The sequence below is a fragment of the Streptomyces poriticola genome, assembly GCF_036689765.1.
GTDB lineage: Bacteria > Actinomycetota > Actinomycetes > Streptomycetales > Streptomycetaceae > Streptomyces > Streptomyces poriticola.
This window is the reverse complement of the sequence record NZ_JBAGKH010000004.1, coordinates 218,705-234,692: the sequence shown is the minus strand read 5'-3', so window position 1 is coordinate 234,692 and position 15,988 is coordinate 218,705. Positions and strand designations below refer to the sequence as shown.

The following is a 15,988-nucleotide window of genomic DNA, read 5'->3' as shown; positions in this document are numbered from 1 at the left end:
CCGGCCCGTCGCCGTCCGGCCCGGGCCGAGCGTGCCACACCGGCCCGGTCCCGGCACAACCCCGCCGGGACCGTACGGCGGTGGCGGCCGGGGCCGGTCCGCGCCCGGCCGCGGAGACCGGTGATGTCGCCGGCCCCGCACGGCGGGTCGCCCGCCGGCAGTGGCACGGCCGGCCCGGCGGCGACACCCGTCCGACGGCGTCGTGGAACGCCGCCCCCAGGGGTTCCGAGCCGGGGCGGCCACCGGCCGGGCCCCTCGCCACGGCAGGAGGCCGACGCGTCGTGCAGCAGAACCTCCCGTTGCACAACCCTAGGGACCGACCGGACGGTATGTCATCCTTCGGGGCAGAAGGAGGCCGGTGCGCGGAGCGCGGGGCGGCATGCCCCCGCGCCGTGCCGCCGCCGGAAGCCCGAGCCTGGGGGAGGGCCGCGATGCACCACGCTGCCGCGACACAGCACACGACCCGGCCACGAGCCGCGTTCCGCACCGGACCCACACCCGTGCCGCGTCCACGGACCCGGGCCGTCCGGTCACTGACCGATGCCGACGCACTGCGCGTCCTGCACCGGGCCGCCGGTGTCCTGCTCGACGACCTGCCCGACCTGACCGACCGGCTGGTGGCCCTTCTGCAGGAGCAGGAGCCCGCCTACCGGGCCGCCGTCACCGGTGACCCCACCGGCACCTGGCAGGAGGTGCACCGCTCGCTGCGGCACAGCGTCGCCTCGCTGATCGACCCGCGCAGCGCCCGGGAGGCCGCCCGCAACTGCTCCTGGCGGATCGGCGCCACCCGCGCCGAGCAGGGACTGCCGCTGGACGCCCTGCTGCACGCGTTCCGGCTGGGCGGCTCCCTGGTGTGGCAGCGTCTGGTCGAGGAGACCTCCCGCACCGCCCCCGAGGACGTCCGTCTGCTGGTGCACGTGGCCGCGGACGTGTGGAACTTCGTGGACCAGCACTGCACCCTCGTGGCCGACGCCTACCGGCAGGTCGAGTGGCAGCTCAGCCGGCGCCGCGAGAACCGGACCCGGCTGCTGGCCGCCGCGCTGCTCGACGGAACCAGTCGGATCGCCGATCTGCCCGAGGCCGCACACGCCCTCGACCTGCCCGAGCACGGCCGGTTCGCCGTCGTGGCCGTCGCCGGAAGCCTCCCCGCGCACTGCGCGGCGGACGCGCGAGCCGCCGCCGTACCGGACTCGCTGCGGGTCCACTGGCACACCGGAGCGGACGTGGACTACGGCATCGTCCTGCTCGGCGGGGGCGAGTTCCCCGGACCCGCCCCCGCTCCCGCCGACCCCGCACCGGGCGTCCGGATCGGAGTGGGCAGTCCCGTGGACGGACTGGCCGCCGTCGGCGAGGCCCGCCGGCTCGCCGACACCGCCCTCAGCATCTGCCCGGACGCCGGCGGCACCGTCCGCCTCGCCGACCAGCTTCCCGCCGCGCTGGTCGTCGCCAGCCCCGAACTCGGCCGCGCCCTCGCCGACCGGGTGCTCGGTCCCCTGCTGCGCCTGGAGCCCGCCGACCGCCAGGTACTGCTCGACACCCTCACCACCTGGCTCGCCTGCGGAGGCTCCGCGCAGCGCGCGGGCGAACGCCTCTACTGCCATCGCAACACCGTCCTGAACCGGCTGCGCCGCTGCGAGCAGCTCACGGGCCGCACCCTGACCCGGCCCGCCGACGTGGTGGAGGTCAGCCTCGCCCTGACCGCCAGGAGACTCCTGCGCTGAGCCGGACGCCCGCCGGTGGGGCTGGGCAGCCGCACAGCCCCACCGGCGCAGCACTGTCACCCCGCAGCGGCCCCGGCCCGAGCGCTGTACCGGCCCCGGCACCCGTGCTGTCGTGAGCGCGTTCTTCATCGAACGTCCGAACGACACCCCGAACCGCGCCGGGCCCGGCACGGTGTCCAGGAGCCGCAATGCCCCAAGCACCACCGGACGAGGCGCCCACGCTGCACGTCGAGGAAGTCGACGTCACGTACGGGCGCGCCCTGTCCGCCCTCCGATCCGTGTCGCTGACCGTCCCGCCCGGCGGTGCCGTCGCCCTGCTCGGCGCCAACGGCGCCGGCAAGACGACACTGCTGCGAGCCGTGTCCGGGACGCTGCGCCTGCACCGCGGCGCCGTCACGGCCGGCCGCATCCGCTACGGCGGGACGGTCCTCGACGGCCGCGACCCGGTGGCCGCCGTCCGCGCCGGTGTCGTCCAGGTGCCCGAGGGCAGGCGCGTGTTCGCCGGGCTCAGCGTCGACGAGAACCTGAAGGCGGGCGGGCTCGGCCTGTCCCGCCGCGCCCCCGCGCGGATCCGCGGGGCCCGCGACCGCGTCTTCGCCCTCTTCCCCCGGCTCGCCGAGCGCACCCGCCAGGCCGCCGGCCTGCTCTCCGGCGGCGAGCAGCAGATGCTGGCCATCGGCCGTGCCCTGATGGCCTCCCCGCGCCTGCTCCTGCTCGACGAACCCTCCCTCGGCCTCGCCCCCCAGATGGTGCAGCGCATCGCCGAGGTGATCGGCGAGATCAACGCCCAGGGCACCGCGGTACTGCTCGTCGAGCAGAACGCGGGCATGGCCCTGTCCCTCGCCGGCCATGCCCATGTCCTGGAGGTCGGCGAGGTCCGGCTGTCCGGACCGGCGGGCGAACTCGCCCGCACCGATGCCGTGCGCCGCCTCTACCTGGGCGAGGCCGCCGACGACGGCGAAGCCGGTCAGGGGGCCGCGTGACCACCCGAACCGCATCCCCGCACCCGCTCGAGGTCCAGGACGTCACCGTCCGCTTCGCCGGGCTGACCGCCCTCGACGCCGTCTCCTTCACCGTCGCCCCCGGTACCGTGCACGCCGTCATCGGCCCCAACGGCGCCGGCAAGTCCACCTGCTTCAACGTCCTGTCCGGCCTCCACCGGCCCGCCCGCGGCAGCGTCCGCCACGGCGACGCGGAGCTGACCCGGTTGGCTCCGCACCGCATCGCCGCCCTCGGCGTCGCCCGCACCTTCCAGAACATCGTCACCACCGCGGGCACCGTCGCCGACAACCTGATGCTCGGCCGGCACGCCCTGACCCGCGCGGGCTTCACGGCCAGCGCGCTGCGCCTGCCGGCCGCCGTGCGCGAACAGCGCGAACACCTCGCCAAGGCCCGAGAGATCGCCGAACTCACCGGCCTCGGTGCGCACTTCGACCAGCCGGTCGCCCTGCTGCCGTACGGCGACCGCAAGCGGGTCGAACTCGCCCGCGCCCTCTGCCTGGAGCCCACCGTGCTGCTGCTCGACGAACCCGTGGCCGGCATGAACGCCGCCGAACGCGCCCGCACCGCCGAGGTGGTCCGGCACGTCCGGGCCGAACTCGGCCTCACCGTCCTGCTCGTCGAGCACGACATGGGCCTGGTGATGCGGCTCGCCGACGAGGTCACCGTCCTCGACTTCGGCAAGGTCATCGCGCACGGCACCCCGGAGGAGGTCCGCCGTGACCCCGAGGTGCTGCGCGCCTACCTCGGCACCGACGGCACCGGGGAGGACGCGGCATGACCGGTGTGCTCGACAGCCTCTTCAACGGCCTGGCCCTCGGCTCGGTCTACGCCCTCATCGCCCTCGGCTTCGTCACCGTCTTCAAGGCCTCCGGCGTGCTCAGCTTCGCCCACGGCTCCCTGCTGCTGCTCGGCGGCTACCTCGTCGCCGTCCTCCACGACGACCTCGGCTTCGCCGGAGCGCTCGCCCTGGCGGTCGTGGTCACGGGGCTCGTGGCCGGGGCACTGGACCGGCTGCTGCAGCGGATCGGCACCGACTCGCACGCCGCCCACACACAGACCATCGTCACCATCGGCATAGACATCGTCCTCGTCACCGACCTGGCCCGGCGCATCGGCGGTGACCTGCTCAGCCTCGGCGACCCCTGGGGCGACGCGGTCACCGAACTGGGACCGGTGACCGTCGCCGACAGCCGGGTCGCCGCCATCGTGGTGTCCGCCGCGGTCATCGCCGGGGCCTTCGCCCTCTTCCGGTTCACCCCCTGGGGCCTGTCGCTGCGCGCGGCGGCCGAGGACGCCGAGGCCGCCGCCCTGATGGGGGTGCGCCTGTCCCGGGTGCGCACCGTCGCCTGGTGCCTGGCCGGCGCGCTGGCGGCGCTGGCCGCCGTCTTCCTCGTCGCCTTCCCGGCCCCCGGTCTGGAACGCACCACCGGGCAGATCGCCCTCAAGGCCTTCCCGGCCGCGGTGCTCGGCGGCATGGCCTCCCCGGTCGGCGCCCTGGTCGGCAGCATGCTGATCGGCCTGACCGAGGCGTTCGTCGCCGGCTACCAGTCCGATCTGCACGTCCTCGGCGAGGGCTTCGCCGGCGTCGCCCCCTACGCGGTGATGGTCCTCGTCCTCCTGGTGCGCCCGGCCGGGCTGTTCGCGGCGAAGGGAGCGGCCCGTGTCTGACCTCCTCAAGCGCGGCAGGTCCGACCTCCTCAAGCGCGGCAGGCTCCTGCTCCCTCTCCTGCTGCTGTGCCTCCCGCCCTTCTACCTCGACGCGTTCTGGCTGCGCATCGGCCTGTTCTCCATGGCGGCGGCCATCGGCGCCGTGGGCCTCGCCCTGCTCAGCGGTACCGCCGGCCAGCTCTCCCTCGGCCACGCCTTCTTCCTCGCCGTCGGCGCCTACGGATACGTCTGGCTGGCGGGCGAACCCGGTCCCGGGCTGCCGCCCGCCGTCGCCATGGTGCTCGCCGTGCTGCTCGCGGGCGCCGCGGGCGGCCTGTTCAGCCCCGTCGCCGGCCGGGTGCGCGGCATCTACCTGGGCGTGGCCACGCTCGCCCTGGTATTCCTCGGCCATCACGTGCTGCTCACCGCGGACTCCGTCACGGGCGGCTTCAACGGCCGCTCCGTGCCGCCGCTGGAGATCGGCGGGTTCACCTTCGCCGGCAGCGACCCCGGCCTCACCGTCCTCGGGGTGCCCTTCGGCGCCGAGGAGCGCCTGTGGTACCTGGGCCTGGCGCTGGCCGCGCTCACCTGGTTCACCGCGCGCGGCCTGCTGCGCGGCCGCCCCGGCCGGGCCCTGGCCGCCCTGCGGGACAGCGAGACCGCCGCCGGTGTGATGGGCGTGCACGTGGCCCGCTACCGCTCGGCCGCGTTCGTCGTCTCCTCGATGTACGCCGGACTAGCCGGGGTGCTGCTCGCCCTGTCCTTCCGGCGCGTGGTGCCCGACTACTTCTCCCTCGCCCTCTCCGTCGACTACCTCGCCATGATCGTGATCGGCGGGCTCGGCTCGGTGGCCGGAGCCACGGCCGGCGCGGTCTTCGTCACCGCGCTGCCGCTGCTGCTGACCCGCTACGCCGACCGGTTGCCGCTGGTCACGGCGCCCGGTACGGGCGAGGGGGCGATCGGTCCGACCGAGGCCGCCCGGTACCTCTACGGCGCGGCGATCGTCGTGATCCTGCTCTACGCCCCCGACGGACTGCACGGACTGGCCCTCCGCACCCGTGACCGGCTCCGCCCCCGGAACCCCCGTCCCCGTCCCTCCGCCCCCGGCACTCCGTCCGGGCCCTCCGCGACCGCCGTACGAACCAAGGAGCACACCCCGTGAACGTCACGCACCCCAGGCCCCGCGCCCCCCGTACCACTCTCGTCGCGGCCCTCGCCGCCCTCTTGGTCGCGGCCACCGGATGCAGCTCGAAGGCCGGCGGCAGCGGCGCGGACAGCGCCGGCGGCGTCACCACCGGCCCCGGCGTCGGCGCCGACACCATCAGACTCGGCGCGCTCACCGATCTGACCGGGCCCTACGCCACGCTCGGCAAGAGCATCGTGCAGGCCCAGCAGATGTGGGCCGACGACACCAACGACCGGGGCGGCATCTGCGACCGGGAGATCGAGATCGTCGTCAAGGACCACGGCTACGACGTGCAGAAGGCGGTCACCGCCTACGCCGACATCGCCCCGGACGTCGTCGCGCTGCCCCAGGTCATCGGCTCGCCCGTGGTCGCGGCCCTGCTCGACGACATCGAACGGGACCAGCTGCTGACCTTCCCGCAGGGCTGGGCGGCCTCCCTGCTGGGCAAGGACTCCGTCCAGGTGCTCGGCACCACCTACGACATCGACATGATCGCCGCCGTCGACTTCCTCACCCGCACCGGGAAGGTCGCCGAGGGCGGCACGATCGGGCACGTCTACTTCGAGGGCGACTACGGGGCCAATGCGCTGGAGGGCTCGCAGTGGGCCGCACGGAGAGCCGGGCTGACGGTCGTCGAACAGAAGATCAAGGCCACCGATACCGATCTGTCGGCGCAGGTCTCCGCGCTGCAGAAGGCCGGGGTCGACGCCGTCCTCATCAGCGCGGGCCCGGCCCAGACCGCCTCCCTCGTCGGCGTGGCCGCCTCCCGCGGCCTGAAGGTGCCCGTGGTCAGCAGCGCACCGGGCTACGCCCCGCAGCTGACGGAGACGCCGGCGGCGGACGCTCTGGAGGCGATGCTGCACGTGGTGAGCGCCGCCCCGGCCGTCAGCGCCGACCTGCCCGGTGTGGAACGCATGGTCCGTGACTACCGGGAGAAGTACCCCGACTCCCCGGTCGACTCCGGTGTGCTGTCCGGGTACAACGCCGCGCTGGTCATGGGCGACGATCTCAAGAAGGCCTGCGCACTGGGCAGCCTCGCCCGGGAGGACGTGGTCGCGGCGCACCGCTCGCAGGACGACGCCGACACCGGCCTCGGCACCCCGCAGGACTTCACCGACGTCACCCGTCCCGCCAGCACCTCCTCCTATGTGCTCCGGCCGGACCGCAAGGCCGTCGGCGGACTGGTGATCGCCGAGGACACCCGCAAGGTGCCCGGCGCGGAGGACTACCTGGCCGGACGCGACTGACCCGCGGCACGGTCCGGGCGGGACGCCCCTCCCGCCCGGACCGGGTGCCTCCGCACGTCCGCCGGATCCCGTGGAAGAGACCTGCGTCACGTTGTACTCTCTGTCCCGTCAGTGCAGTTGGCGCCGCAGGGAGCTGGGGGAAAGATGCAGGGCGACAAGCAGCTGTCCACGGAGATCGACGCCAATGTGCCGACAGCCGCCCGTATGTACGACTTCTACCTGGGCGGCAAGGACAACTACGCGGCCGACCGGGCGGCGGTCGGGGAACTCGACAAGGTGGTCCCCAGTACCCGGGCGCTGGCCCTGAACAACCGGCGCTTCCTGCAGCGGGTCGTCCGGACCCTCGCCGAGGAGTACGGCATCCGCCAGTTCCTGGACCACGGATCCGGCCTGCCGACACAGGACAACGTGCATCAGGTGGCACAGCACGTCGCCCCCGAGTCCCGGGTCGTCTACGTGGACAACGACCCGATGGTCCTGGTCCACGGCCGTGCGCTGCTGGACCAGAACGACCGCACCGCGGTCATCCACGCGGACATGCGCTCGACCGACGAGATCTTCTCCCACTCCGACACGCGGCGCCTGATCGACTTCTCCCAGCCGGTGGCGGTGCTGTTCAACTCGGTCTTCCACTGCATCCCCGACAGCGTGACCGACGGGCCGGCGGCCGTGGTCCGCAGGGTCACCGAGCGGCTCGCGCCGGGCAGTTACGCCGTGATGTGCCAGCTGGTCAGTGACGACCCTGAGGTCCGCGAGTCGGTCACCGCCTTCATGGACCAGGCGACGCAGGGCAACTGGGGCCGGGTGCGCGAGGAGAAGGACGTCGCCGAGTGGTTCGAGGGCATGGAGATCCTCGAGCCCGGACTGGTGGAGGTCTCCACCTGGCGGCCGGACAACGAGGTGGCGCCCCGTCAGCTCACTCAGGAGTGGATCGAGTTCGGCGGCCTCGGGCGCCTGCGCTGACGCCCTCTCACTCCGCCGGGTAGCGGGCCTGCAGCGTCGTACGGAGCAGCTCCAGCGACTCGCGCGGGGTGAGCGCCTCGTCGGCGAGCCGGTCCAGCGCCACCCGGTACTCCTCGGTCTCGTCCCGGTCCTCCAGGAAGTTCGCGCTTCGGATGTGCTCCAGATAGACCACGTCGGGCAGGTCGGCGCCCCAGAACCGCAGATAGGTGACCGGGATGGCGGGCGCCGACGCATGCGTCACGTCCAGCGGCACGATCTGCAGCGTCACCTGCGGCCGGCCGGCCATCTCCACCAGATGGGCGAGCTGCTCCCGCATCACCGCGCGGCTGCCCAGCACCCGCAGCAGCACGGACTCGTCGATGACCGCCCACAGCTGCGGGGCGTCCGCGCGCCGCAGCAGCTCCGCCCGGCGCATCCGCAGCTCGACCCGCCGCTCCACCTCTCCGGCCGGTGCGTTGGGCAGACCCCGCCGTACCACCGCGCGGGTGTAGTCCGCCGTCTGGAGCAGCCCGGGAACGTACTGGATCTCGAACGTCCGGATGGTCGCGGCGGCCTCCTGCAGCCCGACCAGCCGGTCGAACCACTCCGGCATCAGCCGCTTGTCGTACCGCTGCCACCAGCCGGGTTCACCGGCCCGCTGCAGCAGCTTGACCAGCACCGAGGTCTCGTAGTCGTCCGTGCCGTACAGCCGCAGCAGGGCCCGGACGTCGGACTCGGCCGGTGGCCTGCGGCCCTTGCCCGACTCGATTCGGGACAGCTTCGCCGCGCTGAACCCCAGCTCGCGGGCGGCCTGGTCCTGTGCCAGACCGGCATCCTCACGGAACCCCGCCAGCTGCACCCCGACGAGCATCTTCAGCAGGGTGGGAGCCGGCTCGGGCCGGTCCAGATAGGGTTCGAGTCGGGAGAGGCGATGCGACGAGGCGGACATCCTGGCTCCCAGCAGACCGGCAGAGTCGAGAACCACACTATCCCATCCGCTGCCGCCTCACCGCATACAGCGTCGGCAACCTCGTCCGAAGGAGGCGTCAGACCAGCTCGCGCAGCGCCTTTCCAAGCACCGCCACTCCTTCGGCGATGGCCCCCGGCGGGGTGGCCGCGTAGCCGAGGACGAGGCCGGGGTGGCCGGGCATCTGCCGGTGCCACGACAGCGGCTGGCACTTCACGCCCTGGGCGAGCGCGGCGGCGGCGAGCTCGGTGTCCGGCACCTCCGGTGCATACGTGACGGTCAGGTGCAGGCCGGCCGCTGCGCCGTGCACGACAGCGCCCGGCAGGTGCTCGGCGATGGCGTCGATCATCGCGTCGCGCCGCCGCCGGTGACGGCCGCGCATCAGATGCAAATGCCGCTCCAGGTCGCCGGACTCCATCAGCCGGGCGAGTACCAGCTGCGGCAGCACAGCATTGCCCAGGTCGGTGAAGCGTTTCGCGTCGGTCAGCGCGTCGCGGTAGCGGGGCGGCGGTACCACCCAGCCGATCCGCAGCGCGGGCGCGAGCAGCTTGGACACGCTGCCCATGTAGCACACCTGGTCGGCCAGCAACGCGCGCAGCGCGGCCACCGGCGGCCGGTCGTAGCGGTGCTCCGCATCGTAGTCGTCCTCCATGATCATCCCACCGTCCTTCGCCCAGAGCAGCAGCTCGCGGCGGCGCTGGCCGCTGGTCAACACACCGGTGGGGAATTGGTGGGCGGGCGTGAGCAGCACCGCGCGGGCACCGGTGGCGCGCAGTGCGTCGACGCGCACGCCATCGCGGTCGACCGGCACCGGTGGGGTAGCCAGGGCTCCGTTCCGCAGGTGCTGGCGGGTGCCGAGCGAGCCGGGGTCCTCAACCGCAACACTGTCGATGCCGTCCGCTCGCAGCACGGGGTGCAGCAGCGTGAGGGCCTGCGCGGTGCCGGCGACGACCAGCACCTCGTCCGGCTCCACCCGGATGCCGCGGCTGGTCGCCAGCCAGGTTGCGACGGCGCGGCGCAGTGGTGGGGCTCCGCGGGGGTCGCCGTAGCCGAGGTTGTCGGCGGACAGCTCGGCGAGCACGGCCCGTTCGGCGCGCAGCCACGACGCCCGGGGAAACGCGCTGAGGTCGGGCTGGCCGGGGGTGAAGTCGATGCGCGCGCGGACAGCACGCAGCGCGTCAAAGACGTCGGCATCGGGTTCGCCGGCGAACAGCGTGCCTGGCGCACGGTCGGCGGCGACTGGCGCCGGGCCCCGGCACGGCCTGGTCCCGCAGGGCGTCGACGGCTGCAAGAGAGGTGTCGCGACCACCACCGTTCCACCGCGCCGACGCCCCTCGACGTAGCCGTCCTCGGCCAGCCGCCGGTACGCCTCGGTGACCACCCCGCGCGAGACGCGCAGTTCCGCGGCCAGCGCCCGGGTGGGCGGCAGCCTGCTGCCCACCGTCAGCTGGCCGTCAGCGACAGCCTGCCGCAGCCGTCGGGCCAGCCAGTCCACCTTGCGACCGGTGGGGGCGTCACCGGCGTCGAGCTGCAGGAAATCGGAGCCGTAGGCCGGGGATCCGCAGTCCGCCGACGTGGCTGCCGTCATGGGTACGGCGGCCGTTCCGTCCGCTACCCGTCTCCCCTCGTTCACCGGGCCGATGGTGTCATACGCCACCGCAGTTCTGCAGGCTCACCAGGGCCCTACCCGCCGAAGACGAATTCTGGTGCGGGCGGGGTGAGGACGGCCGCCGCGGGGTCGGTCGGCCAGTGCGCGGCCAGTTCCTCGGCCACCGTCTTCAGTAGCTCCGGCACGACCTCGGCTCCGCCGTCGTGCATGGCCTCCGCCACCACCAGGATCCGGCTGGTGCGCTCACCGACCGCGGAGTGGCCGCTCTGTCGGTTCGTCCAACGGCGGGCGTGCGCCCGTCCGACGGAGTCGGTGAAGGTCACCTCGCCGGGTTGAGGGTGCTCGGTGCCGCCGCCGAAGGTCGTGTAGTGCTCGTCACCGCGGGCGTAGCGCACCTCCAGCAGCGGGCCTGCGATGCGGTCCGTGTCGAGGACCGCCACCGGCACTGCGTATGCAGCCGATATCGCGTTGCACAAGTCGATCACCGGATGGATGCGCGGCAGTTCTCCCTTCTTCCTCAGCCGCCGCAGCAGCGATTCCGAGGCGCAGCGGTACTGCGTCGGCTTGAGCCCCATCCGGGAGAAGACCCGCCGCCAGGCCAGCACTTCGGGGAACCCACCCTCGGCGGCACCGGCCAGCCGGGCAGCGGCGCGGGCCGTGTACTCAGCGACGCGCGGGCCGACATCGGCGGCGGCGTCAACGCCGGTGGCCCACAGCGCACCGGCGGCGAGTTCGGGGTGGTCGGACCAGATTGCGTCCACGTGCCGGAAGCGCATCTCACGCCACCGCCAGCCACGCGCTCAGGCCCGCGAAGCAGGCGGCGAACCCCCGGCGGATGCCGGTCATCACCCTCGGCCTGGCCAGCACGCGGTGTCGTACGGCGGCGGCACACATCCCGTACGCGACGAAGACGACGAAAGTCAGCGCCATGAAAACGGCGCTGAGCCGGAGCATCGCTCCAAGGGAGCCGGATTGGTCGGCGGGCACGAACTGCGGCAGGAACGCGACGAAGAATATCGTGAGCTTCGGGTTGAGAAGGTTGATCAGTACCCCGGAAGCGATCACACGGGCCGCCGGCCGCGGCTCGGCCTCCCCCTCGACGGACAGCGCCTCCTTGTCGCGGAGCGTCGCCCACGCCATGTACAGGAGGTAGCCGACACCGAGGTACCTCACGACCTCGTAGGCGACGACACTGGTGTGCAGCAGCGCGGCGAGGCCGGTCATCGTCGCCACCAGATGCGGCACGATGCCAAGGGTGCAGCCGAGTGCGGCGACCGCGCTCGCCCGGCGGCCGTGGGACAATCCGGCAGCCAGGGTGTACACCACTCCGGCGCCGGGGGTGACCACCACGACCAAGGTGGTCAGCAGGAACGCGATGCTCAAGGAGACCTCCACAAGGTTCAAGGTCCCCCCAACCCTGCCCCGGCCATGGTGCGGTGGACAGAGCCAAAGTACGCCGAGCCAAATGGTCCATAAGGTCGAGCCGACTGCGAAGTACGCCCCTCCGGGCCACAGCCTTCTCACTGGCAGATGCACGTGGTCACCAAGGCCTTGAGCGCCAGGCCGGACCGGGTAGTCGGTTGCGCTTGCCGGTGAAGGAGTCCAGGCGCCCGGTCGACAGGCCCGAGGGTGGGGACGGTCACCTTTTCGCCGCAAGGGGCAGTCGGCGCCATCGGCGTGGCCGTCTCCGGTCCGGCCGGGCGCTCACAGCAGGTGGTCGAACTCTCCGTCCCTGGCCCCGGCCAGGAAGGCCGCCACCTCGGCCGGCGTGTAGACGAGCGCCGGCCCGTCCGGGTCACGGGAGTTGCGCATCGCGATGCCCCCGTCCACCGGGGCGACCTCGACGCAGTTGCCCTCGGCGTTGCTGTGCCGGCTCTTGGTCCAGCGGACGTCCAGCGAGCTGGCCCGCACTCCGTTGCGTACTGGTGGCACCGCGGTCTCCTTGCCTCTCGGGGGAGCCCGGCGGACCCTGCGGGCCCGGGTCGGCTCCCAGCCGAATTCTCGCGCAATTTCGCGTGCAATTGCATGCGAGCGCTGACAGCGTGGATAATAGCCGGGGCGTCAACCCCCGTGGAGGCGCCCCGGCCTGACGTCGCATCGAGGAGATGCCGTGTCATCACCTGCGCACCGCACGCTCCCGCCGCGGAGCGAACTCGCCCCGACGACCGGCGGAACGGACGGGGGCGACCGCCGGGTGACATCGGCGGTGCTGCGCGTCGCGTGCAGTGCGGAGGGATTCGCCCGGGCGCGCGCGTTCGCCCGGGACACGCTGCACGGCTGGGCACTCGACCACCGCTGCGACGACGCCGTGCTGGTCCTGACCGAACTGGCCGCCAACGCCGTGGCGCACGCCGTTCCCGCGGCGGCGGCAGGCACCGTCGAGGTCGGGCTCGGGCTCGCTCCGGACCGCGGTCGCGTGACACTGACCGTCTCCGACCTCACCGACGCCGCACCCGTGTTCGCACCGTCCGGCCGGCCCGTCCTGCGGGAGCACGGACGCGGACTGTGCATCGTCGACGCCCTGGCGGAGGACTGGGGCTGGACCCCCAGACCTCCCGTCGGCAAGACCGTCTGGGCCCAGCTGTCGACCCGTCCCCGCAACTGACCCCGACTGCCGCGGAAAGGCCCCCCATGCGCACCGCTCCGACTCCGCAGCCGAGCACCCGGCGCGCCCACGGCCGTACCTCGCCGACCGGGTCCGCCCCGGCCTCCCCCCTCGCCGGTGTCGACCGGATCCCCTGGGCCGAGATCCAGGACTCCAGCGGCTCGGCCGCAGCGATCCCGCTGCTCCTGAAGCGCGTGGCCTGGGGCGACACCGAGACCGCCCGTGCCGCCCTGACCGACCTGCGCACCCGTATCTGCCAGTACGGCTTCGTCGTCGAGCAGGCCACCGCCGCCACCGTGCCCTTCCTGTGGGAGCTGGCCCAGCTCCCCGGCGTCGGCAGCCGGGCGCAGATCATCCGCCTGCTGAAGGACATCGCCGACGCCCGGCAGTGGGAGAGCACCGCCGCCGTCTACCCCAAGCTGCTCAACCACCGCGAGAACCCGGTGGCGTGGGAGCGCGCGGCCCGCCGGGCGGTCCGCGCCCGGCGTGCCGACCTGCCGCGGCTGCTGGCCGAGGACGACAGCGAGATCGCCCGTGCCACCACCGAACTGGCCCGGGTGCTCGGCGAGTAGCACCCGGCCGTCACACACCGTGGCCGATGCTTTTCGGTCGAAACTTCGTCGGTTACGGAGACTGCACGGTCGAAAGATGATTGATTCTCGTCATTTGGGCGGTGACGGGCCGATGGTGTGCATGTTTCTGCCGGGTCCGGGCACAGGGAGCGAAAAAGGAGAGAGGGGCGCTTCGTGCTCGTACCGGACCCGAAGGTCGTCAGGGAGTTGCTGACGCGGTACGCGTCACTGCGGATCGCTCAGGCGGAAGGGGAGAGCCCGGCCACGGCGCGCGAGCTGGCGGACGTCAGCTACACGCTGTGCGTGATCACAGGGAAGACCGGCATTCACGACGCGGTGGCCGAGGCGGACGCCCTGCTGCTCGCCCAGGGGCGCCGGACCGGTGCCGCAACAGGCGGCCGGGACGGGGAGAGCGGCCTGTCGCTGGCGGTGTGACCCGCGGGCGGCCGGGCTTCAGCCGCGGTCGGGCGAGGCGGCCGAGGGGCGGGCCGGCCGGGCGCGGAACGCCGCACGATAGGCGAAGGGCGTGGTGCCGACCACCCGGCGGAACCGCTCCCGGAAGGCCGTCGGGGAACCGAACCCCGCCTGCCGGGCGATCCGTTCCACCGGGTGCTCGCTGTTCTCCAGCAGATACTGCGCGCGCCGCACCCGTGCCCGGAGCACCCACTGCAGCGGGGTGGTGCCGGTCTGCTCGCGGAACCGCCGGCTGAAGGTCCGCTCGCTCATCCCCGAGTGCGCCGCCATCGCAGCCAGGGTGATCTCCCCGGCCAGCTGGTCCTCGATCCACTCCAGCACCGGCTCGAGGCCGGACCCGCGGGGCACCGGCGGATGCTCGTGCACGATGAACTGCGCCTGCCCGCCCTCCCGTTCCAGCGGCACGACACACATGCGCGCGGCATGCGCGGCCACCGCCGAACCGAGGTCGCCGCGGATCATGTGCAGGCACATGTCCAGTCCCGCGGCGGCACCCGCCGAGGTGAGGATCTGGCCGTTGTCCACGTACAGCACGTCCGGCTGCACCTCGACGCGCGGATAGCGCCGGGCCAGTTCCTCGGCCGCGAACCAGTGCGTGGTGGCCCGCAGCCCGTCCAGCAGCCCCGCCTCGGCGAGGACGAAGGCCCCGACACACACCGAGGCGATCCGGGTGCCGGCCACGGCCGCCTGCCGGAGTGCGTCCAGCACCCGGCCGGAGGGCGGGCCGGACTCGTCGGAGCGGCCCGGGACGATGATCGTGTCCGCGTCCCGGAGCGCGTCGAGTCCCCGGTCGATCCGCAGCGCCAGACCCCTGGTGCGCACGTCCGGTTGCTCGGCGCACAGCCGGACCCGGTAGGGGCTGCGCCCGTCGGGCAGCCGCGTCCAGTCGAAGGCCTGGAAGGGCGCCGCCATGTCGAAGGGCACCACATCGTCCAGGACCAGGATCGCCACGGTGTGCATGCTCGCCACGATAGGCGGGATCCCGCCGGTGGGGGGAGCCCAGGTCACATCCGGTACCGGGGACTTCCGGCCGGTGGGGGATTTGGCGGGAACCCGTTGCAAGCTGTCGTTCCGGCCCCTGTGCGAGCGTGCGGCGGATTCCTAGCGTGGGTGATCGATTTCCGACCACCGTCACGCCCCGGAGCCCCGCCGATGACCAAGTTCCTGCTGTCGCTGCACGTCCTGGCCGCCATCCTGGCCGTCGGTCCGGTCACCGTCGCCGCGAGCATGTTCCCGCCCGCGGTCCGCCGCGCAGCCCTGTCCGGCACGGACACCGCCGGGTCCGCGCCGGACCTGGCCGGCCTCCTGCCGGACCCGGACGGCGCCGGTGGTGCCGGTGGTGCCGGGGGCGTCGCCACGGTACGGCTGCTGCACCGCATCTGCCGGGTCTACGCAGGACTCGGCATCGCGGTGCCGGTCCTCGGCCTCGCCACCGCGCTCGCCATGGGTGTCCTGGGCGACACATGGCTTGTGGTCTCCATCACCCTGACCACCGCGGCCGCCGGTGTCCTGGTCGCCTTCGTGCTGCCCCGCCAGGAGGAGCTCCTGGACCGGCTGACACAGCACCGGCCCGTCGAACGCGCCGGTACCGCGCGCCTCGCCATGTTCACCGGTGTGTTCAACCTGCTGTGGGCCACGGTCACCGTCCTGATGATCGTCCGCCCCGGCTCCACCACCGGTGCCTGAGGTCCCGTCACCGGCTGGACGGATCGCACCCCGCCGGGTGAGCGTCCCCCTAGACTGCTCACTCGCGCCTGACGCACAGGGGCTGACGACACGAAAGGCACGTTGACGGGTGTTCCAGGATTCCCCCATCTACGACCGACTGGTCGCCGAATGCGGCGACGTCCCCGCGCAGGTGCGCCGGGAGGCCGAGCGCGTGAGCAGGGAACTGGAGGTCGTCATGCGCCCGCGGCACACGCCCGGCGGGGAGCGCCCCCCGGCCCCGGGCAACGGCTGGCAGCGCGCCGGCACCCTCCCCGGGCCGCGCCCCGACTGACCCCCCTGCCCCGCCCG

The 15,988-nt window shown here is 73.2% G+C and carries 18 protein-coding genes; 12 read left to right on the top strand and 6 right to left on the bottom strand.

Going from position 1 to position 15,988, the window contains the following annotated elements:
- Positions 1-431: 431 nt before the first annotated feature.
- From V5O46_RS08680 to V5O46_RS08650, 7 genes are all read left to right on the top strand, one after another.
- A complete protein-coding gene (locus V5O46_RS08680; RefSeq protein ID WP_332883898.1) occupies positions 432-1,721 on the top strand; it encodes a PucR family transcriptional regulator in 1,290 nt (429 codons plus the stop codon).
- Between the two features lie 188 nt (positions 1,722-1,909).
- Complete coding sequence (locus V5O46_RS08675; RefSeq protein ID WP_332883897.1) at positions 1,910-2,704, top strand: ABC transporter ATP-binding protein; 795 nt, start codon at positions 1,910-1,912, stop codon at positions 2,702-2,704.
- Positions 2,701-3,501, top strand: coding sequence for an ABC transporter ATP-binding protein (locus tag V5O46_RS08670; RefSeq protein WP_332883896.1), 801 nt, complete (start codon positions 2,701-2,703; stop codon positions 3,499-3,501). The genes V5O46_RS08675 and V5O46_RS08670 overlap by 4 nt, the downstream gene beginning before the upstream one ends.
- Positions 3,498-4,391 carry a branched-chain amino acid ABC transporter permease gene (locus V5O46_RS08665; RefSeq protein WP_332883895.1) on the top strand — a complete coding sequence of 298 codons (894 nt, stop codon included), beginning with the start codon at positions 3,498-3,500 and terminating at the stop codon, positions 4,389-4,391. Before V5O46_RS08670 ends, V5O46_RS08665 begins: the two co-directional genes overlap by 4 nt.
- Entirely contained in the window at positions 4,384-5,532 is a 1,149-nt protein-coding gene (locus V5O46_RS08660; protein ID WP_332883894.1) for a branched-chain amino acid ABC transporter permease, read from the top strand. Before V5O46_RS08665 ends, V5O46_RS08660 begins: the two co-directional genes overlap by 8 nt.
- On the top strand, positions 5,529-6,803 hold the full coding sequence (locus V5O46_RS08655; RefSeq protein ID WP_332883893.1) for an ABC transporter substrate-binding protein: 1,275 nt from the start codon (positions 5,529-5,531) through the stop codon (positions 6,801-6,803). Before V5O46_RS08660 ends, V5O46_RS08655 begins: the two co-directional genes overlap by 4 nt.
- Before the next feature lie 144 nt (positions 6,804-6,947).
- Positions 6,948-7,766 carry an SAM-dependent methyltransferase gene (locus V5O46_RS08650; RefSeq protein ID WP_332883892.1) on the top strand — a complete coding sequence of 273 codons (819 nt, stop codon included), beginning with the start codon at positions 6,948-6,950 and terminating at the stop codon, positions 7,764-7,766.
- A gap of 7 nt (positions 7,767-7,773) precedes the next feature.
- On the opposite strand, the gene V5O46_RS08645 is transcribed toward V5O46_RS08650, so the two are convergent.
- The 5 genes from V5O46_RS08645 to V5O46_RS08625 form a co-directional block, all read right to left on the bottom strand.
- Positions 7,774-8,694: a helix-turn-helix domain-containing protein gene (locus V5O46_RS08645; protein ID WP_332884124.1), complete on the bottom strand. Its 921-nt coding sequence runs from the start codon at positions 8,692-8,694 to the stop codon at positions 7,774-7,776.
- A 97-nt stretch (positions 8,695-8,791) separates the two neighbouring features.
- Positions 8,792-10,300, bottom strand: coding sequence for a MocR-like pyridoxine biosynthesis transcription factor PdxR (gene pdxR / locus V5O46_RS08640; protein WP_332883891.1), 1,509 nt, complete (start codon positions 10,298-10,300; stop codon positions 8,792-8,794).
- Positions 10,301-10,395: 95 nt separating this feature from the next.
- Positions 10,396-11,082, bottom strand: coding sequence for a B3/B4 domain-containing protein (locus V5O46_RS08635; RefSeq protein WP_332883890.1), 687 nt, complete (start codon positions 11,080-11,082; stop codon positions 10,396-10,398).
- A 16-nt stretch (positions 11,083-11,098) separates the two neighbouring features.
- Positions 11,099-11,704 (bottom strand): LysE family translocator, encoded by a 606-nt coding sequence (locus V5O46_RS08630; RefSeq protein ID WP_332883889.1) that lies wholly within the window; start codon positions 11,702-11,704, stop codon positions 11,099-11,101.
- A gap of 321 nt (positions 11,705-12,025) precedes the next feature.
- Entirely contained in the window at positions 12,026-12,253 is a 228-nt protein-coding gene (locus tag V5O46_RS08625) for a DUF397 domain-containing protein (RefSeq protein ID WP_332883888.1), read from the bottom strand.
- Between the two features lie 178 nt (positions 12,254-12,431).
- Between V5O46_RS08625 and V5O46_RS08620 the strand changes: the two genes are divergently transcribed.
- From V5O46_RS08620 to V5O46_RS08610, 3 genes are all read left to right on the top strand, one after another.
- A complete protein-coding gene (locus V5O46_RS08620; RefSeq protein WP_332883887.1) occupies positions 12,432-12,926 on the top strand; it encodes an ATP-binding protein in 495 nt (164 codons plus the stop codon).
- Positions 12,927-12,952: 26 nt separating this feature from the next.
- Positions 12,953-13,498, top strand: coding sequence for a hypothetical protein (locus V5O46_RS08615; protein WP_332883886.1), 546 nt, complete (start codon positions 12,953-12,955; stop codon positions 13,496-13,498).
- A 174-nt stretch (positions 13,499-13,672) separates the two neighbouring features.
- Entirely contained in the window at positions 13,673-13,933 is a 261-nt protein-coding gene (locus V5O46_RS08610) for a DUF5133 domain-containing protein (protein ID WP_332883885.1), read from the top strand.
- A gap of 18 nt (positions 13,934-13,951) precedes the next feature.
- Here V5O46_RS08610 and V5O46_RS08605 read toward each other — a convergent pair whose 3' ends face one another.
- A complete protein-coding gene (locus tag V5O46_RS08605; protein WP_332883884.1) occupies positions 13,952-14,932 on the bottom strand; it encodes a GlxA family transcriptional regulator in 981 nt (326 codons plus the stop codon).
- A 192-nt stretch (positions 14,933-15,124) separates the two neighbouring features.
- Between V5O46_RS08605 and V5O46_RS08600 the strand changes: the two genes are divergently transcribed.
- Together V5O46_RS08600 and V5O46_RS08595 are read left to right on the top strand one after the other, a co-directional pair.
- Positions 15,125-15,658 (top strand): hypothetical protein, encoded by a 534-nt coding sequence (locus V5O46_RS08600; protein ID WP_332883883.1) that lies wholly within the window; start codon positions 15,125-15,127, stop codon positions 15,656-15,658.
- Positions 15,659-15,767: 109 nt separating this feature from the next.
- A complete protein-coding gene (locus V5O46_RS08595) occupies positions 15,768-15,971 on the top strand; it encodes a hypothetical protein (protein WP_332883882.1) in 204 nt (67 codons plus the stop codon).
- The last annotated feature ends 17 nt before the right edge of the window (positions 15,972-15,988 follow it).